This is a genomic window from Pedobacter sp. MC2016-15 (assembly GCF_026239695.1).
GTDB lineage: Bacteria > Bacteroidota > Bacteroidia > Sphingobacteriales > Sphingobacteriaceae > Pedobacter.
Map to the genome: position 1 here is coordinate 162,272 of NZ_JAPIVS010000002.1, position 20,681 is coordinate 182,952.

Annotated in this window: 21 protein-coding genes; 8 read left to right on the forward strand and 13 right to left on the reverse strand. The window is 43.6% G+C overall.

The window, feature by feature from the left end:
* The first annotated feature begins 18 nt into the window (after positions 1-18).
* The gene (locus OQY15_RS05455) at positions 19-309 is read left to right on the forward strand and encodes a hypothetical protein (RefSeq protein ID WP_265788699.1); all 291 of its coding nucleotides are present in this window, start codon (positions 19-21) and stop codon (positions 307-309) included.
* A 151-nt stretch (positions 310-460) separates the two neighbouring features.
* The gene (gene rplS / locus OQY15_RS05460; RefSeq protein WP_041883657.1) at positions 461-808 is read left to right on the forward strand and encodes a 50S ribosomal protein L19; all 348 of its coding nucleotides are present in this window, start codon (positions 461-463) and stop codon (positions 806-808) included.
* 432 nt (positions 809-1,240) lie between these two features.
* On the opposite strand, the gene OQY15_RS05465 is transcribed toward rplS, so the two are convergent.
* Genes OQY15_RS05465 through OQY15_RS05475 form a run of 3 tightly spaced genes read right to left on the reverse strand, consistent with a single transcriptional unit; the run spans position 1,241 to position 4,682 of the window.
* Positions 1,241-1,900: a phosphatidylserine decarboxylase family protein gene (locus OQY15_RS05465; RefSeq protein ID WP_265788713.1), complete on the reverse strand. Its 660-nt coding sequence runs from the start codon at positions 1,898-1,900 to the stop codon at positions 1,241-1,243.
* A gap of 46 nt (positions 1,901-1,946) precedes the next feature.
* A complete protein-coding gene (gene hpt / locus OQY15_RS05470; RefSeq protein WP_265788719.1) occupies positions 1,947-2,507 on the reverse strand; it encodes a hypoxanthine phosphoribosyltransferase in 561 nt (186 codons plus the stop codon).
* Positions 2,508-2,522: 15 nt separating this feature from the next.
* Positions 2,523-4,682, reverse strand: a complete 2,160-nt coding sequence (locus OQY15_RS05475) for a biosynthetic peptidoglycan transglycosylase (RefSeq protein ID WP_265788721.1) — start codon at positions 4,680-4,682, stop codon at positions 2,523-2,525.
* Positions 4,683-4,800: 118 nt separating this feature from the next.
* On the opposite strand from OQY15_RS05475, the gene OQY15_RS05480 reads away from it, so the two are divergent.
* Genes OQY15_RS05480 through OQY15_RS05490 form a run of 3 tightly spaced genes read left to right on the forward strand, consistent with a single transcriptional unit; the run spans position 4,801 to position 6,852 of the window.
* Positions 4,801-5,877, forward strand: a complete 1,077-nt coding sequence (locus OQY15_RS05480; RefSeq protein WP_265788723.1) for an Mrp/NBP35 family ATP-binding protein — start codon at positions 4,801-4,803, stop codon at positions 5,875-5,877.
* A gap of 32 nt (positions 5,878-5,909) precedes the next feature.
* Positions 5,910-6,155, forward strand: coding sequence for a NifU family protein (locus OQY15_RS05485; protein ID WP_265788725.1), 246 nt, complete (start codon positions 5,910-5,912; stop codon positions 6,153-6,155).
* Between the two features lie 55 nt (positions 6,156-6,210).
* Positions 6,211-6,852 (forward strand): hypothetical protein, encoded by a 642-nt coding sequence (locus OQY15_RS05490; RefSeq protein ID WP_265788727.1) that lies wholly within the window; start codon positions 6,211-6,213, stop codon positions 6,850-6,852.
* Here OQY15_RS05490 and def read toward each other — a convergent pair.
* Together def and OQY15_RS05500 are read right to left on the reverse strand one after the other, a co-directional pair.
* Positions 6,849-7,409: a peptide deformylase gene (gene def / locus OQY15_RS05495; RefSeq protein ID WP_265788729.1), complete on the reverse strand. Its 561-nt coding sequence runs from the start codon at positions 7,407-7,409 to the stop codon at positions 6,849-6,851. The two genes, OQY15_RS05490 and def, sit on opposite strands and share 4 nt — an antisense overlap.
* A 34-nt stretch (positions 7,410-7,443) precedes the next feature.
* Positions 7,444-8,673, reverse strand: coding sequence for a pitrilysin family protein (locus OQY15_RS05500; RefSeq protein WP_265788731.1), 1,230 nt, complete (start codon positions 8,671-8,673; stop codon positions 7,444-7,446).
* Positions 8,674-8,821: 148 nt separating this feature from the next.
* Between OQY15_RS05500 and htpG the strand changes: the two genes are divergently transcribed.
* Complete coding sequence (gene htpG, locus OQY15_RS05505) at positions 8,822-10,711, forward strand: molecular chaperone HtpG (RefSeq protein WP_265788733.1); 1,890 nt, start codon at positions 8,822-8,824, stop codon at positions 10,709-10,711.
* Positions 10,712-10,769: 58 nt separating this feature from the next.
* On the opposite strand, the gene OQY15_RS05510 is transcribed toward htpG, so the two are convergent.
* Complete coding sequence (locus OQY15_RS05510; RefSeq protein WP_265788736.1) at positions 10,770-12,848, reverse strand: S9 family peptidase; 2,079 nt, start codon at positions 12,846-12,848, stop codon at positions 10,770-10,772.
* 81 nt (positions 12,849-12,929) lie between these two features.
* On the opposite strand from OQY15_RS05510, the gene OQY15_RS05515 reads away from it, so the two are divergent.
* Positions 12,930-13,511, forward strand: coding sequence for a TlpA disulfide reductase family protein (locus OQY15_RS05515; RefSeq protein WP_265788738.1), 582 nt, complete (start codon positions 12,930-12,932; stop codon positions 13,509-13,511).
* Between the two features lie 12 nt (positions 13,512-13,523).
* A complete protein-coding gene (locus OQY15_RS05520) occupies positions 13,524-13,784 on the forward strand; it encodes a hypothetical protein (protein WP_265788740.1) in 261 nt (86 codons plus the stop codon).
* 3 nt (positions 13,785-13,787) lie between these two features.
* Here OQY15_RS05520 and OQY15_RS05525 read toward each other — a convergent pair whose 3' ends face one another.
* The 7 genes from OQY15_RS05525 to OQY15_RS05555 all read right to left on the reverse strand — a co-directional run bounded on the left by OQY15_RS05525 (position 13,788) and on the right by OQY15_RS05555 (position 20,677).
* Positions 13,788-15,326: a YifB family Mg chelatase-like AAA ATPase gene (locus tag OQY15_RS05525; RefSeq protein ID WP_265788742.1), complete on the reverse strand. Its 1,539-nt coding sequence runs from the start codon at positions 15,324-15,326 to the stop codon at positions 13,788-13,790.
* A 121-nt stretch (positions 15,327-15,447) separates the two neighbouring features.
* Entirely contained in the window at positions 15,448-16,788 is a 1,341-nt protein-coding gene (gene ffh / locus OQY15_RS05530; RefSeq protein WP_265788744.1) for a signal recognition particle protein, read from the reverse strand.
* Between the two features lie 107 nt (positions 16,789-16,895).
* Positions 16,896-17,918: a DUF3078 domain-containing protein gene (locus tag OQY15_RS05535; protein ID WP_265788746.1), complete on the reverse strand. Its 1,023-nt coding sequence runs from the start codon at positions 17,916-17,918 to the stop codon at positions 16,896-16,898.
* A gap of 89 nt (positions 17,919-18,007) precedes the next feature.
* Complete coding sequence (locus OQY15_RS05540) at positions 18,008-18,331, reverse strand: hypothetical protein (RefSeq protein ID WP_265788748.1); 324 nt, start codon at positions 18,329-18,331, stop codon at positions 18,008-18,010.
* A complete protein-coding gene (locus OQY15_RS05545; protein ID WP_265788750.1) occupies positions 18,328-19,080 on the reverse strand; it encodes a hypothetical protein in 753 nt (250 codons plus the stop codon). Before OQY15_RS05545 ends, OQY15_RS05540 begins: the two co-directional genes overlap by 4 nt.
* Before the next feature lie 50 nt (positions 19,081-19,130).
* Complete coding sequence (locus OQY15_RS05550; protein WP_265788752.1) at positions 19,131-19,967, reverse strand: glucosaminidase domain-containing protein; 837 nt, start codon at positions 19,965-19,967, stop codon at positions 19,131-19,133.
* Positions 19,967-20,677, reverse strand: coding sequence for a glucosaminidase domain-containing protein (locus OQY15_RS05555; RefSeq protein WP_265788774.1), 711 nt, complete (start codon positions 20,675-20,677; stop codon positions 19,967-19,969). The genes OQY15_RS05550 and OQY15_RS05555 overlap by 1 nt, the downstream gene beginning before the upstream one ends.
* Between the last annotated feature and the right edge of the window lie 4 nt (positions 20,678-20,681).

The window sequence follows — 20,681 nt, forward strand, 5'->3', positions numbered from 1 at the left end:
ATGTTAAAAATAATTTCAATGGAGATGAATGAAAATATGGAAAAGTATAAAATTAATGCTTTCTTAGACAATCTGACGATCAGGGAATACAAATTTGCGATGAAAACCATACCCTTGGTCCTTGATGTTTCTATGAACACGTTTCATAATTACCGAAGAATAAAAATGGGAGACCGTCAGGATATTCCCTATGAAAAAGTTAAACAGCTTGAAATATTATTCGGAATAGAAAGTGATACGCTGATCAACGTAAAAATCACAGGTAAAAGCCTCACCCAGTTGTTTAAGGGTGAAAAACAGAGATCCTGATTATATTTAAAGCAGGTTCTCCGTTTGAAAAGAATGTGGATTTTTAAAAGAATGTGGAAAAAAACAAAAATCACTTTTTTTTCTAAAATATATTTCCTAATATTGCAGTCCGATTTTAAACAGAAAAAAGTCGGCTTAATAGCTTAAAATCATGGATTTAGTAAAATTTGTTGAAGAGCAGGTAATCGCAAAGAACGAGTTTCCTGCATTCAAATCAGGAGATACAGTGAGTGTTCACTATAAAATTCGCGAAGGTAATAAAGAACGTGTTCAAATTTACCAGGGCGTAGTATTACAACGTAACAGCGTAGGTGCTAATGAGACGTTTACAGTTCGTAAAATGTCCAATGGTGTTGGAGTAGAGCGTATCTTCCCAATCAATTCGCCTAACATTGCTAAAATTGAAGTTAACAGCCACGGTAAAGTACGTAGAGCTAAATTGTTCTATCTTCGTGAGTTAACAGGTAAAGCAGCTCGTATTAAGTCTAAGAGAGTTTAATTCTTTACGAAAAATATATAGGCCTTCCCGACAGTGTTGGGGAGGTTTTTTTGTTGGTCAAAATTTGGAAAAATTGGTTGTGCTTTGGTGATGCTGCATTAATTTGCTGCGCAAAAGAACGCTAGGCATCACCAAAGCACAACCAATTTTTTCCAGTTTCTCCTGGGGTTTGTCCGGGGCAGGGTGCATATAGCATGATGGATAAGCCATTTGGATAAGCATGATGCATATACAATATGAGCGTTCTGTGCTGAAATTTGGCATGTTTTCATATACAATATGAAAGGCCATCATGCTACAGAATATTCCGGAAAAAAAGAAACCCCTTTTTCGATGCCTGGCGTTCTTTTGCGTAGCAAATTAATGCAGCATTGAAAAAGGGGGTTCTTTTTTTCAGCGCAGCCAGGAGATCTCCGGCTGCTTTAATAAAAACTATGCGAGTTCAGCAAGGACCGTAATCCCGCCTTTTACGACCTGATTAAGTTCCAGGTTAACCTTTGTACCCACAGGCAGGAATATATCCACTCTGGAGCCAAATTTGATAAATCCAAATTCTTTGCTCTGCTCCACGACATCACCTTCTTTAACGTACCATACAATCCTTCTGGCTAAGGCTCCGGCGATTTGTCTGAAGAGTACCGGCGTTCCGTTTTCGTGCTCTACAACGACTGTAGTGCGCTCGTTTTCGGTAGATGATTTAGGATTCCATGCAGCAAGATATTTTCCGGGATGATATTTGAAAAACTTTACTACTCCTGAGATTGGATTTCTGTTGATATGTACGTTCACAGGCGACATGAAAATGGATACCTGGAGTCTTTTATCTTTGAAATATTCACCTTCTGTAGTTTCTTCTATTACTACAACCTTGCCGTCAGCAGGGCAGATCACGAGATTGTTTCCGTTGACAAATGAACGGGATGGATTCCTGAAAAACTGAAGTACGGTGATAAAGAGTGCAAATGAAACCAGATAGCCTGCCCACCTTAACCAGGTAACGTCAGCAAATCTGTAATCGATAATAGCGTTCAGAATAAAAATGAAAAGTAATGAAACGGCTATAGTGGTATAACCTTCTTTATGTATTGTCATCAGGTATGAAATATGTTTCTGCAAATTTGTGAAAAATTTACGGGAATCAGGTTAAGGAAATGTTATCGGGGATAACACGGTAGATGTCTGTGAGATTTCGTCCCAGGCCATCGTAGTCAAGGCCATAACCCACGACGAATTCATTGGGGATTTCAAAACCTATGTATTCCAGCTCTTCAATCGGATGCCGGATCGCCTCAGGCTTGTATAACAGGGAGCATACGCGTACTGACGCCGGCTCCTGGGCATAAACTTTCTCCAGGATGAACTTCAGCGTAAAGCCGGTATCTACAATATCCTCTACGAGGATGATATGGCGCCCTTTCAGGTCGTTGGAGATGCCAAATACTTCCTTAACGGCTCCTGTGCTGGCAGTTCCTGCATAAGAGGCTACCCTGATGAAACCTACTTCACATGGGATCTCCATTTCTTTGAGCAGGTCTGCCATGAATAGGAAACTTCCATTTAATACCCCAATGAATACGGGGCAGAGGGCTTCGTAATCCACGTTGAGCTCTGTACCGATCAAACGGGTTCTTTTGGCAATACTATCGTTTTCAATGAACAGCTCAAATCGCTTATCTCCAACCTCTATATGATTCTTCATCTTTCTTTAGCGAACTTAATTTAACAGTTTTTCCTTTTCTTTTTCCAGGCGGCGCTGTTCACGGCGCTCCCGGCGCAAGTCCTTTTTTGATTTCTTGACCGTATCCTCCAGGCCCAGGTTTCTGCTGACGGTATCCTTTTTAGATCTGCCAAACAGCCTGTCGAACAGGTTTTTCGATTCATCCTGCATTTTTACAGGCTCAGTTGAGGCGTCACCATCGTCGAAACCCGTAGTATCCACTTTTGCAGAATCAGGAAGAAGATACTGGCGCAAGCCTTCGCGTAACCTCACGTTGTAAAAGCCATATCCGCTGGTGTCTGCAGGCGTAAGACCACGACGGGCCATGATCCTGCCCATATACCTGAAGTAAGGCAGCATGTACTCTTTGAGACTGCCATCCCCCTGGAATTTAAACATCGCAATTTTAGGGTTGGGAACAATGTTGGCCAGGAATATCCCTTCGCCGATATTGAGTTCTGAGGGGCTTTTTCCAAAATACTGACGTGATGCCTCACCAATACCATAAATGTTTCTTCCCATTTCGATGATATTGAAATATACTTCCAGCATCCGCTGCTTGCTGACCAGGCGGTTGTTTTCAATCAGCCAAACAATCAGGATCTCTTCGGCCTTACGGGCCAGCGTTTTATTCCTGCTCAGAAAGACATTTTTCACCAGCTGCATCGAGATGGTACTACCACCCCTGACAAACTTTTTCTTTTGGAAATTGATGACGAACGACTTGCGGATGGATTCCTCCACAAAGCCGTGATGTGTAAAAAACGAAGGATCTTCAGAGGTGAGCAGCGCATTTTTGAAATTGCTGGAAATCTCGGAAAGAGGAGTGAAATTTGGGTTGGACGGCCCGATGGTGATATCGCGCATCGGTTTTCCGCGTTCGTAAGGCGTGTAAACGAACACACTATTGATCTTCTGAAGGTCCGTTTTGCCCAGCTTAACGATCTTAAAATCGTATGGGGTAAGGGCAGAACTAAATTTAAGACTGTCCGGAATGCTGCTATCCAGATAAAAGTTCAGGTCGTACTTCACCTTGCCCTTAACCTGTAACCCTTCCAGAGACTCAAAGAGGCCGACAGGGAAGGCATTGATCATCGCCTGGGCATCCTGCTCGTCGGCATGCATCTTAAGCTCATAGATCTTATTTGGGGATAAGGTATATTTCAGATAGGGATGAAAGGTTGCATCTTTTAAAAATACAGTTGAACTACTGTCCAGAGCCACAAAGTTTGGCCCCACCAACATGTCGGCATCTATTTTGGCATCTTTTACAATAATATCATTAGCAGCGATCTTAGGGTGGTTGATCAGTAGATTTTTGATCGACCAGGAGCCCGTGATCTTATAATTATCACCACTGTAGGCGGCATTCTTCAATTCTGTTCTTATGGTGTCAAAGCTGAGCTTTGCATGCAGCTTGTTATTCAGGTAGGGAAGTTCAACTTTTTTCTTATCAGCAAAAAATATCACGTCCATCTGCTGGCGTGAAGGTTTGATCTTTCCATTGACATGCCAGGTAGATTCATCGTTATTTACCAGGATAGTCGATTTCAGGTCACCGTCATCTATGATGGCTGAGGTGGTGAGCAGGCTCAGTTTTGCCGTATCATTATCATTGAGTGTAAACAGGAGGTTTTTCATCTCCATATCTTCAGGAATTTTGTCCAGTACCTGGTTCAGCAGGTCGTGGGCTAGCTCACTCAGGTCAGTTTTGGTAGTTTTCTCGGGGCTATCCTTTTTTTTGCGCTTCAGGATAAAATCCAGGTTGGTCAGACTGTCTTTAAGGACGATGCTGAGCTTTCCGGTGTTGAGCTTCAGCTCAGCGATATTTACATTTCCTACAAGCAGGGGGAAGAGTTTTACCCCAATAGCGAGGTCTGCAATGGTAGTGAGTGTATCGCGGTCTTTCGGTACTACGGAGATGTTTTGCATGGACACGGTAGAAAGCCCGCTAAAGCCTGCCTTCCCGATTTTTACGTCAAGGCCATAGTCGTCATTTGCTTTTTTTATCGCCTTTGCCACCATTTTCTGAAGCAGCGCTTCGCGTTTACTGTAGGCAACAGAACCCAGGATGATAAAAGCGACGAGCAGTATCCCTATAACCCATGCACCAACTTTGATGTACTTTTTAGGAATGTTTATTTTTGGAAGATGCATGCTGTAAAATAGATGTTTAGTTGCTTAACGTCAAATGCAAATGTTTATTTCGTGTTAAAATTACACTTAAAAAGCCTAAAATCAATTAATTGTACGGTCCTTTTGTTAATTTTGAGCAATGGAAATTAGTAGCGAACAAGTTTTGGCCGCCCTGAGAAATGTAGAAGACCCTGATTTTAAAAAGGATCTGGTTACATTGAATATGATCAAGGACCTGACGATTGAAGATAAAAAAATTAGTTTTACCCTTGAACTGACTACCCCTGCATGTCCGATGAAAGACATGCTAAAAAATGCATGTTTGAATGCCATTAAATATTTTGTGGCCCAGGATGCAGATGTACACATCAATATTACTTCAAGAGTGACCAAGCCTGTGGATACCACACAGCTGGCCGCCATCAAAAATATCATCCTTGTTTCTTCTGGCAAGGGAGGCGTAGGTAAATCTACCGTTGCCAGTAATCTGGCCGTTACTCTGGCTGCAGATGGTGCAAAGGTTGGTTTGATTGATGCCGATATTTATGGTCCTTCGGTACCAACGATGTTTGGCCTGGTGGGTGCCAAGCCCAGTGCCAGGGAAACTGCAGAGGGAAAAACACTCATCCTGCCCATAGAAAAATATGGCATTAAGTTATTGTCGCTGGGATTCTTTGCAGATCCTGACCAGCCTGTGCCATGGCGTGGACCAATGGCTTCCAATGCCATCAAGCAATTGTTTAATGATGCCGACTGGGGTGAGCTGGATTACCTGATTGTGGATCTTCCACCGGGAACAGGTGATATCCATATCACCATCACACAGAGTTTCCCTATTGCCGGAGCGGTTATTGTAACCACACCGCAACAGGTTGCCCTTGCTGACACAAGAAAAGGTCTGGCCATGTTTAAAATGCCGAGTATAAATATTCCCGTGCTGGGGGTAATAGAGAATATGGCTTATTTTACCCCGGAAGAATTGCCTGACAATAAGTATTATATCTTTGGCAAAGATGGAGGAAAAAACCTTGCCAGCACTTTTGATGTACCATTCCTGGGTGAAATACCTATTGTTCAGGGCATTACAGAGGGTGGAGATAGTGGTACGCCTATTGCGCTGAATAAAGAGAGTAAGACTGCAGCGGCCTTTGCTGAGATTGCCGGAAAAATTGCGCAGCAGGTCTCAATAAATAACGCACTTCCAGCGAATTGCTAAAAAATTACTAAATTTATATTTTAAAATATATCATGGATATTACACAACAAGTTGAACAAGCACTAGAAACCATCCGCCCTTATCTGATTGCAGACGGGGGAGATGTAGCTATAGAAGAGATTACACCTGAACTGGTTGTAAAATTGAGATTATTGGGGAACTGCGGAACCTGCAAAATGAGCTTTATGACGATGAAAGCAGGAATTGAACAAGCTATTATGAAAGCTGTACCAGAAATTACTGCTGTTGAAGCTGTTAACTTATCGGAGCCGGTTTAAATCCATTTAACACTATTTAACTAGCCACTGTAAGAATTACAGCTATTTTTACCTGATGAAATACACTTTCACCCTGATTTTCATTCTCTTTGCCACAGGACTGTTTGCTCAGCAATCGCCTGCCGGGAAAGCTGTGATTCAGTTTTCAGGGATTATTACAGACATGGATAGTAGTTTTGTGGTGCCTTACGTAACCATAACCAACAAATCCAATAAAGACCAACGCTATGGGGCAAACTACAAAGGATTTTTCTCCTTTGTGGCGCATCCTGGTGATACCCTCTTGTACAATGCTATTGGGTATACCGATAAAGTCATTACTATCCCTGCAGACATCAGGGATGTGAAATACACCAAGATGGTAAAGATGAAATCGGAGATTGTCTATCTGCCCGCCGTAAGGATCTATCCATGGGCTACGGTAGAAGAATTTACCAAAGATTTTCTGGCATTGAAGATTGCCGATGATGATATGGAGATCGCCAGGAAAAACCTGTCAGGACGTTCTATCAATGGCATGATCCAAAATCTCCCAAGGGATGCCGGGGAGATCTCGGGAATGAACTTCCGCATGGATCAGGAAAGAGAACTCAACCGGAACCTGGTACAGGGAAATCCGCTGCTAAACCCATTTGGATGGGGTAAACTGATGCAGCAGATCTTTAACGGTGATAAAAGCAGGCAGAGCAGCAACTAGCGTTTTCTGCGCTGCTGCGGGAATTTCATTTTGTAATCTGCACGAACTTCGCCTCTTGAAATTGAATCCAGTTTACCCTTCAGCATCCTTTTGCGAAGCAGGCTCAGCGTATCTGTAAACAGTTTACCTTGTATATGATCATATTCATGCTGTACAACACGTGCAGGCATTCCTGTCAACTCTTCTTCCTTCAGTTCCCAGTTTTCATCATAGTACTGTACACGAACATTAGGTTTACGCATTACGTCTTCCCTGATTTCAGGAATACTTAAACAGCCTTCTGTAAATGCCCAGGGCTCGCCTGTTTCTTCCAGGATGGTTGCATTGATGAATACCTGCTTATAGCCCGGAGTACCGTCTTCATTCTCACCGCAGTCAACGATGAACAATCTGATAGGCAATCCAATCTGAGGTGCCGCCAATCCAACGCCACTTGCTGCGTACATGGTATCAAACATGTCTGCAATCAGTTTTTGTAATTCCGGGTAATCTTTGTCAATGTCTACACAGACTTTCCTGAGAACAGGATCCCCATATGCTACAATCGATAATTTCATCTACTTATATTTTTAGATTACAAAAGTACTATTATTAGCCTAAAGGGGAAAACGTCAGCACACTCAATTTATTTTCATCCAGTATTTCATCAGCAATTTCTGCCATCTCGCTGGTACTCACGTCTTCAATTTTTCTGAATACCGTTTCCAGGCTGTCTATCCTGTTGTAGTCGATCAGGCTTTTTGCCATAGAGATGATCAGTCCGATCCTATTTTCTTCGCCGAGGGCAATCTGCCCGATAAATTTATTTTTGGCCTTCTGCAGCTGCAGTTCGGTTAATGGCTTTTCCCTGATCTTTTTAAACTCTTTGTAGATAAGTGCCTGTGCCCTGTCTGTCTTTTCTTTATCGGTGCCAAAGTAAACGGTAAAAATACCGGTGTCACTCAGAGGGCTGTACCCGGATTCTATGCTATAGGCAATACCATATTTTTCCCTGATCTGCAGGTTGAGGATAGAACTCATACCGGTACCGCATAGCAGGTTATTGAGCAGTAGCAATCCTGTTTTAAAAGGATGATGCAGGGAATATGCCTGTGAGCCGATCATGGTATGCGCCTGCATGATAGGTTTATCATCTGCACGAACAACCAGCGGCGCTTTATCAGGCGCTATTCTTTTTGGCTCCTTCAGGTTTTGAGGAATCTCCTCATAATATTTTGAGAAGATCTTCACTGCTTTGGACAGTGTATAGTCGCCTAAAACAGCGATTACGATTTTGTCTGTATGGTAATTGGCAGCGATAAAGTCTTTGATATCCTGCTGACCAAGTGCATTTACGCTCTCTGTGGTGCCTAATATGTTTCTCCCCAGGGAGTGACCGGCAAAGACAAGATCCTCGAAATCATCATAAATCGCTTCTTCAGGCTGATCCAGGTAGGAAGCAATCTCATCCAGGATTACCCCTTTTTCTTTTTCCATTTCATCTTCCGGAAAGGTAGAGTGAAAGACGATATCATTGAATAACTCCAGGGTTCTGTCCAGATAAGGACGGAGGAAAGATGCGTGTATACAGGTATATTCTTTGGTGGTATAGGCATTGAGATCTGCGCCAACGCTCTCCAGGCGGTTCAGGATCTGATTGGTATTTCTTTTTTCTGTACGCTTGAAGATCAGGTGTTCTATAAAATGTGCGAGCCCCGATTGTGTTTCGGTTTCGTCCCTGGAACCACTGTTAATAATGATACAGGCATGAGAGATTGCTGATGCAGAGGGCACATGAAGCAGGCGGATGCCATTTGGCAGGGTATGTACATTATATTCCATTGGGTAACAAAGATACAGAAGAACTGTGCTACCCAATTGTAATATTATTTGATAACGTTTCTGATAGGTTTACTGTCAATTTGACAACTAAAAACACTTTGGAACATCCCTTGATAAGGGTCTGATGTACTTAAAAATGAGTTAACATATGAGCATAGAAGAAAAAGGGAGTATTTCCATACATACCGAAAACATCTTTCCTATTATTAAGAAATTCCTTTATTCAGATAATGAGATTTTTCTGCGAGAATTGGTTTCAAATGCGGTTGATGCGGTACAAAAAATCAAACGTTTAGCTGCTTTAGGACAGTTTAACGGGGAGTTGGGCGATACTTTGGTTGAGGTTGCGCTTGATGAAGAGAAAAAGACCATCACGATCAGCGACAGCGGACTGGGAATGACAGCTGAAGAGATCAAAAAATATATCAATCAGGTAGCTTTCTCTGGTGCCAGTGAATTTGTAGAGAAGTTCAAGGACGCTAAAGATGCCAATGAGATCATCGGTAAGTTTGGTCTGGGTTTTTATTCGGCGTTTATGGTGGCCGACCTGGTTGAAATACAAACCCTATCTTACCAGGATGGTGCAGAGCCTGCCCGCTGGGTATGTGACGGAAGTACTTCATATGAAATTACTGAAGGATCACGTACGACACGTGGTACAGACATCATCCTTCATATCAATGCAGAATCAGAAGAGTTCCTGAGTAAACATAAAATTGAAGAGATACTTGATAAATATGGTAAATTCCTGCCTGTGCCAATTAAGTTCGGTACCAAAACTACACAGGAGCCGGATGGTGAGGATGAAGAAGGAAAACCAAAAACGGTATCTGTTGAGGTAGATAACATCATCAATACTACTGCGCCGATCTGGACAAAGGCACCTGCAGATTTGTCAGACCAGGATTATCTTGATTTCTACAAACAGCTTTATCCTTTCTCTGAAGATCCGTTATTCTGGATTCACCTGAATGTAGATTATCCCTTTAACCTGACAGGAGTATTGTACTTCCCGAAAGTGAAAAACGACTTCGATATGCAACGCAACAAAATCAAGTTGTTCAGCCGTCAGGTATTTATCACTGATGAGGTGAAAGATATCGTACCTGAATTCCTGATGTTGCTGCATGGTGTAATCGATTCACCGGATATCCCGCTGAACGTTTCAAGAAGCTTTTTGCAGGCCGACAGCAACGTTAAAAAGATCAACAGCTATATCACCAAGAAAGTAGCCGATAAACTGGCTGAACTGTTCAATAAAGACCGTAAGTCTTATGAAGAGAAGTGGGGAGATATTGGTCTTTTCGTAAAATACGGAATGGTGAGCGAAGAGAAGTTCTATGATAAAGCGAAAGACTTTGCTTTACTGACTAATACTAAAAACGAACACTTTACGCTGGAAGAATACCGTGAGAAAGTAGCGCCTGTACAAACCGATAAAAACGGACAGGTAGTTTATATCTACACCAATGATCCTGCAAAGCAGGATAGCTTTATCCAGTCGGCCGCCAAAAAAGATTACGATGTATTGTTGATGAACTCAGCTATCGATAATCACTTTGTGAGCTCATTGGAGCAGAAGCTGGAGAAAACCCTGATGAAGCGTGTGGATTCAAGCGTAGCCAGCAAGCTGATCGAAAAAGATGAAGCTGTAGAATCTGTGTTGACAGAGGAGCAGTCGGCAAAAGTGAAAGAAGTTTTTGAAAAGGCAATTGTTAAGCCAGGCTTCCAGGTGGAGATTGTTGGCCTTAACCCTGAAGAGTTCCCGGTTACAGTAACGATGGACGAGTTTATGCGACGTATGAAGGATATGGCTGCCATGGGTGGCGGTATGGGCTTCTACGGCAGCATGCCTGACAACTATAAAGTTGCGATTAACGGAAACCACAAACTGGTTAACCGCATCCTGCAGACTGAAGATGCTACGGAGCAGAGTGCTTTGGCTAAACAGGCTGTAGATTTAGCCTTGCTTTCGCAGGGGATGCTTACAGGTGCCGAGTTAACAGCATTTGTAAACCGCAGCGTTGAGCTGATCTAATCAGATATCTGCTGATCAAAAAAGGCTGACCTCTTTTAAAGAGGTCAGCCTTTTTCTTTTACTGACCGATACCTTCGAGTGTCAGCAGGAATGCGTAGTTCAAGGCAATATCCCTGAGGTAATCAAACCTGCCGGACGCGCCGCCGTGGCCGAAATCCATGTCTGTCTTGAACAGCAGCACATTTTTACCCGTCTTTGTAGCACGCAGCTTTGCCACCCATTTTGCAGGTTCAAAATATTGTACCTGGCTGTCATGCAGTCCCGTTGTCACCAGCATATTCGGATAATCTTTTGCTGTTATGTTTTCATAGGGAGAATAACTTTTCATGTAGTGGTAAGCATCAGCATTTTTAGGATTTCCCCACTCGTCAAATTCATTGGTCGTCAGTGGTATACTTTCGTCCAGCATTGTGTTTACCACATCAACAAAAGGAACCTGCGCAATTACGCCATTCCATAAATCCGGCTGCAGATTGATGATTGCCCCCATGAGCAAGCCACCTGCGCTTCCTCCCTGGGCATACAGATGTTCAGCACTTGTATATTTTTCAGCAATCAGGAATTTACCGCAGTCGATAAAATCCGTAAAGGTGTTCATCTTTTTCATCAGCTTTCCATCTTCATACCACTGGCGGCCCATTTCCTGTCCGCCGCGGATATGTGCGATGGCAAACACAAATCCCCTGTTCAGCAGGCTCAGGTTATTGCTGGAAAAAGAGGCATCCATACTGTGGCCGTAGGAACCATAGGCGTATAATAGCAGAGGCGCGTTTCCGTCCTTTTTAAGCCCCTTTTTATAGACCAGCGAGATTGGAACCTGTGTGCCATCTGTAGCTGTAGCATAGAGGCGCTCAGTGGTATATTCCTCCCTGTTGTATCCGCCTACAACCTCCTGCTGTTTCATCAGTGTTTTTGCCCTTGTATCCATGTGATAATCATAAACCGATACCGGGGTAGTCATGGAGGTGTAGATATACCTCAGCGTTTTACTGTTGTAGTCAGGGTTTGATCCGATGGCAGCCGTATATGCCGGCTCGCCGAAATCGATATCATGCTCCGGGCCATTCAGGTTACGTATGCGCAGCTGTGCGAGGCCATTTTTACGCTCCGAGATCACGATAAAATCTCTGAATTCTTCTACTTCCTCCAGCAGCACATCGCTGCGGTGGGGGATTACCTCTTTCCAGTGTTCCTTTTCTGTCTGATTTGGCGGGCATTCCATCAGGCGGAAGTTTTGCGCTTCCCAGTTTGTCACGATGAGGAACTTGTCTTGCAGAGCTACAACTGAATACAAGACATCCTTTGTGCGGGGCTGGAACACCTTAAATTCTGCATCCGGCTGATCTGCATGGATCATCCTTGCTTCAGAAGACAGGGTAGCCTGGGAGTAGATAAAGATATATTTTCCGGATTTTGATTTGTCCAGACCGATGTAATTGGATTTATCCTTTTCCTCATAAACTACCGGATCAGTGCCCGCATCGGTTCCCAGACGGTGTTTCTGAATCTTTTCACTGAGCAGCGTTTCAGGATTTTTTGCCGTATAGAAGATCGTGTTGTTATCTGCTGCCCATACCGGGTCGCCCTCGGTATTAGGAATCGCATCACCTGTAAGTTCGCCGGTAGCGAGATTTTTTATATAGATCGTATACTGACGTCTGGATACATTGTCCACCCCATAGGCCAGCAATTGATTATCCGGACTAATACTATACCCCCTGGCAGAATAATAGGCGTGTCCTTTGGCTAATTCATCAATATCCAGCAGGATTTCTTCAGGTGACTCCAGCGTGTCTTTTTTGCGGCAGTATTTAGAATACTCCTTGCCTTCCTCGGTTCTGGAGTAATAGTAGTAGCCGTTTTTAAATACAGGTACAGATTCATCCTTTTCCCTGATACGGCCTTTCAGTTCTTTAAAAAGATCGGCTTGCAAACTTGTCGTTCCGCTCATCATCTCTTCCAGATAAGCGTTTTCTGACTTGATATAATCTATCGTTTTTTCACTGTTAGGACCCTCTTTAAAATAGTCGATCATCCAGTAATAGTTATCCGTTACCGTATCACCGTGAATAGTTCTTTTCTGGGGAATCAGTTCTGCTACCGGTGGCTGAACCGCCGGCCATGTATGTTTCTTCATTTTCGTATCTTTGTTTTTTACAGCCTGCAGCCAGGCTGGGCAATTGCAAATTAAGATTAATTTTAGAAACGCTGCCCGGAGATGAGAAAAAGCTTTAATGTTAAAAATATAGTCAATGCATTGCTGATCGCAGTTTTTGTAGCCATAATTTTTGTCCCTACAGCCAAAGCCATGGTGTTGCAGGGGCTGATGAAAGTAGGACTATTTTCACCTGATACAGCTGCTGTGGATGTACCAGTGATAAAAGACCTCAGGGGTATCCGCTTTAGAGATGCCAGCGGAAAGATCATCGATCTGGGAGATTTAAAAGGGAAAGTGGTTTTCCTGAATTTTTGGGCTACCTGGTGCCCACCCTGTATTGCAGAAATGCCGGGTGTAAATAAGCTTCACGAGAAATTCAGGAATGACGCTGATGTGGTGTTTATCCTGGCCGATGCCGATGGGGATTTGCTGAAATCGCAGAAATTTATGGGCAGAAAGAAATTTGGTTTACCTGTACACGCTGTGGCGAGTGAAATTCCGGAAGTGCTGTTTCAGGGGTCATTACCGACGACCATTGTTTTTGACAAGCAGGGGAGGATCATGTATAATGAAGCTGGTGCAGCAAACTACGGCAGTCAGAAATTTATCGAATTTATTGACAGGCTAAAAACGATGAAATAGTATATTTGCAGTATGCAAGAGCCATTTGATATTACCATTGGAGAGATTGACTACGCTATATTTCCTGAAGGAAACGATACCTATGTAGTTTTTAAAGACGGCAAAGAGTATGTCCAGATCCAAAAGGATACAGAATCGCAATGGCTGAAACTCGATCCCGAAACAGCGCTGCCTCTTTTTGAAGAAGATGAAGAGATCAATGCTATCGGCGGAGAGATTCTGGCCTACGTTCCTGAGGTTGAAGATGAGGACGAAGAGGCTGAGGAAGAATAACCATCAGCCTGCCCAGTTATCCCTATCCAGGCTGCGGTAGTGTATCGCTTCTGCCAGATGCTCCAGCTGTATCGTGCTGCTACCTTCAATATCCGCAATTGTGCGGGACACCTTCAGGATCCGGTCGTAAGCACGGGCGGATAAACTCAGTTTTTCCATGGCTTTCCTGATCAGCGTTCGCCCCTCGGTACTGATCTGGCAAATCTGCCGTACCATATTTGGGCTCATCTGTGCATTGTAATGCAGTTGAGGGTTAGCTGCAAAACGAATATCCTGTAATGTTCTCGCTTTAATTACACGCTTCCTTATGACAGCACTTTTTTCGGAGGGCTGCAGCGAAGAAAGCTGATTAAAATCTACGGGTGTTACCTCCACGTGCAGATCGATCCTGTCCAGCAGCGGGCCTGATATCCTGCTGAGGTATTTCTGAACTGCCCCCGGCGGGCAGCTGCATTCTTTATGCGGATGATTGTAAAAGCCGCATGGGCAGGGGTTCATGGAAGCAATCAGCATAAAGCTCGCGGGATACTCTACGCTCTGCCGGGCCCTGGAGATTATTACCCGGCGGTCTTCCAATGGCTGACGCATCACCTCCAGCACAGTCCTTTTAAACTCCGGAAGCTCGTCCAAGAACAAGACGCCATTATGTGCCAGGGAGATCTCTCCCGGCTGTGGGTTTGTTCCCCCGCCGCCAAGTGCTACATCAGAAATGCTGTGATGCGGACTGCGGTATGGGCGCTCCGTCATCAGGGCATCGGCTACGCTGAGTGTGCCCGCTACAGAATGGATTTTTGTGGTCTCCAATGCTTCCTGCAGGTTTAAAGGCGGCAGGATCGTGGGCAGCCGCTTGGCCAGCATCGTCTTTCCGGCTCCGGGAGGACCAATGAGGATCATGTTGTGTCCGCCTGCTGCGGCAATTTCCAGTGCCCTTTTGATATTTTCCTGCCCTTTCACATCCGAGAAGTCCTGCTCATACCGGTTCAGGTTTTTAAGAAACTCGTGTTTAGTGTTGACAATCGTAGGTTCAAACGAAGTTTTCTGATTGAAGAAAGAGATGACCTCTGTGAGGCTCTGCATTCCGTAAACAACCATCCCTTCCACTACGGCTGCCTCCCTTGAGTTTTGAACCGGCAGGATAAAGCCCTTTATCCCGGAAGCCTTTGCCTGGACGGACATCGGCAAGGCTCCTTTTACAGGCTGTAAAGAGCCGTCCAGGGAAAGTTCTCCGGCAATCATGAATTGCTCTGTCATTTGCGTCTGTATCTGTCCTGAAGCGGCTAATATGCCCACAGCTATAGGCAGGTCATATGCAGTACCCTCCTTCTTGATAGCCGCCGGGGAGAGGTTCACTACAATTTTCTGTCTGGGCATTCTCAGCCCTGAAGACTGTATTGCACTTTCAATCCTTTTCAGGCTTTCCTTGACGGCATTGTCCGGGAGCCCGACAATATGATATTTGTTCCCGCTACCCACACTTACTTCGATCATTATTGTGAGCGCATCAACACCTGTAAGGGCGCTGCCATAAGTTTTTATCAGCATATCTGGTTAATCTATAGGATGCTAATTTAACTCAATATTAAATTGTTTGTTAATTAAAAAATGAACAAAAAAAATCCCGGTCGTTAAAGAACCGGGATTTAAATTATTTTGAAGACAGATTTTACATTCTTCCCTGTGGCATTTTAGGCATTCCGCGCATCATTTTGGCAGCAGCGGCAGGATTAGAGAATTGTTTCATCACCTTACGCATATCCTCAAACTGTTTGATCAGTTTAGTTACCTCTTCGATTTTATTACCCGAGCCTTTAGCGATACGCATGCGTCTGCTTTGCTGGATGCTGTCAGGATTTTCGCGTTCGAATTTTGTCATCGACTGAATAATGGCTTCTACATTCTTAAAAGCATCATCTTCAATCTCCACATTTTTCATCATTTTGCTTACGCCGGGAATCATGCCCATCAGGTCTTTCATGTTACCCATTTTCTTGATCTGCTGGATCTGATTGTAGAAGTCGTTAAAATCAAACTTGTTCTTACGGATCTTCTTTTGCAGCTCGGCAGCTTCCTTCTCGTCAAACTGCTCCTGAGCACGTTCAACCAGGGAAACCACATCACCCATTCCCAGGATACGTGAAGCCATCCTGTCTGGATAAAATACATCCAGCGCTTCCATTTTCTCACCGGTACCTACAAACTTAATCGGTTTGTTCACTACAGATTTGATAGATAGGGCTGCTCCACCGCGGGTATCACCATCTAATTTGGTCAGCACCACACCTGTGAAATCAAGTCTGTCGTTAAAAGCTTTTGCAGTATTAACCGCATCCTGTCCGGTCATGGCATCAACTACGAACAGGATTTCATGCGGTTTAGTATGTAGTTTAACATCTGCGATCTCATTCATCATCTGCTCATCAATCGCTAAACGACCGGCAGTATCAATGATGATCACATTGTTGTGTTCTTTTTTACCTTGAGCAATACCTTCCAGCGCAATCGCTACCGGATCTTTAGAGTCCTTGTTGGCAAACACCGGCACGCCGATCTGCTCGCCCAGGATCTGTAACTGATCGATCGCCGCAGGGCGGTATACGTCGCCAGCCACCAGCAATGGTTTTTTACCCTTGCTTTTCAGGAAGTTCGCCAGCTTTCCGGAGAAAGTAGTTTTACCCGCACCATTGAGGCCGGCAATGAGTATGATTGTAGGATTGGTTTTAAGATCTAATTCTGTAACCTCACCGCCCATTAAGGCAGTAAGCTCATCGTTCATGACTTTCGTCAGCAATTGTCCCGGAGACACTGCTGTCAGTACGTTAAGGCCTAACGCTTTTTCCTTTACATCATCAGTGAAGGATTTGGCAGTTTTATAATTTACGTCGGCATCCAGTAAAGCTTTACGAATTTCTTTCATGGTCTCGGCCACGTTGATTTCTGAAATGCTTCCTTGTCCTTTTAGAACCTTAAACGCACGGTCTAGTTTATCCTGTAAATTCTCAAACATGTTTTATTAATTGATAGTCAATGACTTAATCTGTAATGATAGTAGTATACAAAGTTGCAAACATTTTAGATAACAATCAAACATTAAAATTTGATGTATCCGGCTGTTTAGCGAGGGAATACAAAGGCAAATCCCATGGCCAGAACCTGACTTCCCTGGATTTTTGATGTAATGTTTTTGTCGTACAGTCCAACACCCGTAACTGATACATTGATCAGACGGTTAACCTTTGCGGTAAGCGTTACATCCAGACGGTGAGAAGTATAGTCGATCTCATTGTAAGGCATGAAAAGGTTATACCTAAGTTTCAGGTTTACATTAGACATGATGTCTTTATCCAGGTTGGCGGTCAGCTGAAAAGCGGCCTCGTTTTTAAAGGTATCACCCACAGGTACGCCGTAGTTATCAGTGATATTAGCACTGGAGTCTCTTGCCAGTGCTGCAGCCACAAGCTTATCATTGTCGAGCACAAAGGTTTGTTTTGCGGTACCCAAACCGATCCTTGTAGAGAAATACTTCACTGGTTTATATTCAAGACCGACAGATTCTGTCAGGTATCCAGGTGACATGAATTTAGAGATGAGCGTGGCCCGTTCGTTGCCAAGGGGATCAGTATCGTAAGAGAAACCATTGTCAAACTGCGACTCAAAAGTTAAGGCCCCGTAGAAATACCAGGTTCTCGACAATTGAAAGGCGACCTTGTTATCCCAGAATATCCTGTCCTGGCTTTTCTTTTGTAACTGGTCTTTGTTTTTTATTTTACCATACTGCAGGTTGAGCTCACTGGTATAGCTGTAATCATCTTTTACATAATCAGCCCTGTAGTTTACCAGTCCACCAACAGCAACGGAGTTTACCCCACCACCTGTCCAGTTGTTACTGAAAGAGGCCTGATTGATGTTCAGTCCGATGGAAGTTGTCGTTCTCCAGTAATTCACTTTTGAACTGATCACTACGGGATTGATTTCAACGGGTCTGAAGTTAATGTTCCCCCTTAATGAAGGTAGAGGACTTTTTTTAAGTTTAAGATCCATGTCCCTGATATTAACGGGGATTGAATCTACTTCCTGTGCGACAGCCTGTGCAGAAACGGCGAATAATAAAAATAAACTTACATATAGACCTCTCATTGATACAAAGAAAAGAAAAATGTTCTTACCAGACTCTAAATTGATATAAAAATATTAGTGCTAAATGGTTTATCTGTTAAAAATCACCTTTAGAAACATCTTAACCAGGCATAGAATCCTCTATTTTGTAAATACTTCAGATTCCTTTCATTTGCATAAGCTTCCTTTTCAAAACAGATATTAAAATAAGCCTTAGCGTGATTTCTATATCTGATCAGGTTGATCAGATAAAAAAAGAAGTATAGTATATAGAATGGAATAATGAGCAGTTCAATCTGCTGTACAAAGTGAATTTTTTCGTGATTGATCAGGATGGGATGTGTTTTCTGACCGGGATCTTTAAACAGCATAAAAGGGAACAGGGCCATGGCACTTGCCGGAAGACTCCTGCAGGTTACAGCCCAGTATCTCATAAATTCTCAATTTTTATCTGTGGCAGAGGTTTGAGCCTCAATGCCCTTGGATTACGTTTGTACGAAGCGTAATTATTGCGTAGAAACACGATAAAGGCATAATCTGAAGCTGTAAGCACAAAATCGTAACTCGGGCGGTACTGCTGCATATAGTCTTCGAGTTCAAAATCCTTGATCCTCAATGCGCGGCCAACGAATTTCGCATTGTACCTGTAGTCGATCAGCTCTTCCTTATAATCTCTTTCCAGGATGGCCTGCAGATGACGGGCGTTACGGCCTTTACGGCTCAGCAGGTTGTATATCGCATCAATGCCCAGTCCGGCGCCCCTGTTGCTGATATTGAGCAGATCTTTGGAGCTACCGCGGTCGGTAGCATATTTGAAGTCTTTCAGCCTTTGTTCATAGCGCTGCTGCGGATCAAGCGTTTTGCCTAAGATGGCTACTTCCCGCAGGCGGATAGCCAGAGGCCTGAGTTGAAAGTATATCGCATTGTTGCCCTTGTAAATCAGTGTATCTATTCCATACCCTTCGAGAGCCGCAAACAGCGTATCACCTACTGAAGCCTGAGTAGCAAATTCGCCCTTGTTATTATTGTATAAGCCCTCGTCATTGCGTGAGTTATAAATATATACTTTTGCCAGGCGCAGCTTGGATTCTCTGTCTATGACAAAGCCCTGTACAGGTTTTTTCTGGGCTGTGGCAATACCGGCAAAAGCGAAAAGGAAAAGTAACAGGCTGAACAGTTTCATTTGACCGGTAAAATTACAAATAGACCCCGTTTAAAGCGGCGACATTAACATTATTTAACTACTACAAGTTTCTGGCCAATCTTTATGCCTTCATCCTGTATGTTGTTTAATGCTTTCAGCTCATCCACTGTCATGTTGTATCTTTTGGAAATATTGTATAGCGTATCACCTTTCTGAACAGTGTAGTTAGGATCTGTCGTATTGATCACCTGTTTTGAGGGTGGCGTTTCTACGGGAGTGAATTTCTTGGTCTCCTTAGGGATATTGGCATTGATCTCTGTAAATACCCTGTCCTCACGTTTGATCTTATCAGGTTCTGATTCCGGCTGGTCGTACTGGTGCAGCTGGTATTTTTCGATCGTATTGATCAGTAAGTCCGGATATTTTGGATTGGTGGCATAACCCGCCTGTTTCAATCCTTTGGCCCAGTTTACATAATCGTTTTTATCCAGCTCGAACAAAGCACTGTAACGTTTTCTCTTTAGAAACTCCGAATGGTCCTTGTAAGAATCACGGGCATCTTTGTATACCCTGAAACAATCATTGCTTTTGTCGTCATCCTTATAGTAGGCTTTGCCTCTCCATTCCGATGTACATTTGATGCCGAAGTGGTTATTGGCATATTTTGCAAGACTGCTGTTACCGCTGCCAGACTCTATGATTCCCTGTGCCAGCGTAATACTTGCGGGAATACCATAGGTATTCATCTCTTCTATCGCTACCCCTTTAAAGGTGTCAATATAAGTGAGAGTCGTAAAATCCTTAAAATTAGGATTAGCCTTATTTGCTGCGCTTTCAATTTTCTTGTTGTTCCTGTGGTATTGTCTCGACTTACAGGAAGCGAGGAAAATGATGGCTATGGCGAGCGGTAATACGAATTTGTTCATTAGAATCTGATTTTCTGACCTGGTTGCAATGCTGATTTTTTCAATCCGTTTTTGCGCATCAATGCTTTTGCTGTTGTGCCACGTGCTTCGGCGAGCCTGTTCAGGTTGTCACCCTTTCTAACTGTATACATCCTGGCAGAAGAGCGGTGACGTTTGGCTGCGTGCGAACGGTAATGTGATTTTTTTACTGCTACAGGAGCAACCTTTACCGGCTCTGCGTAATCTGATGGCCTGTCGTCATACTGGTAAAGTTCATATTTATCGATGATGGCGATTACCTGTTTGGCCCAGGTTCTGCTGGCAGCATATCCACCACGCTGAATACCTTTTGCCCAGGCAGCGTAATCATACTGGTCGCACTTATCAAATAGTTTATTGAATGATGATCTGTTCTGCAAAACTTCTACAAAGTTGTCATAAGATTCGTCTGCAGACTCATAGTCGCGGTAAGAAGAATTGATTTCTGTATTGCTGTTGGAACCTTTGATGCCGAAGTGGTTGTTGAGGTGGCGGGCTACTTTGCTTTTTCCCGCGGCAGATTCATGAATGGCTACTGCTAAGATGACGCTTGCCGGGACGTCGTATTCGCGCATGAGTTCCTGTGCGTGATCAGTGTGTTCCTCTACATAGTCCTGGATCGTCTGGCTTTGGGCTGATGTGCCCAGTAAAATTAAAGTCAGGAAGCTAAGGAATAAGTTTTTTAAATTCATTGTT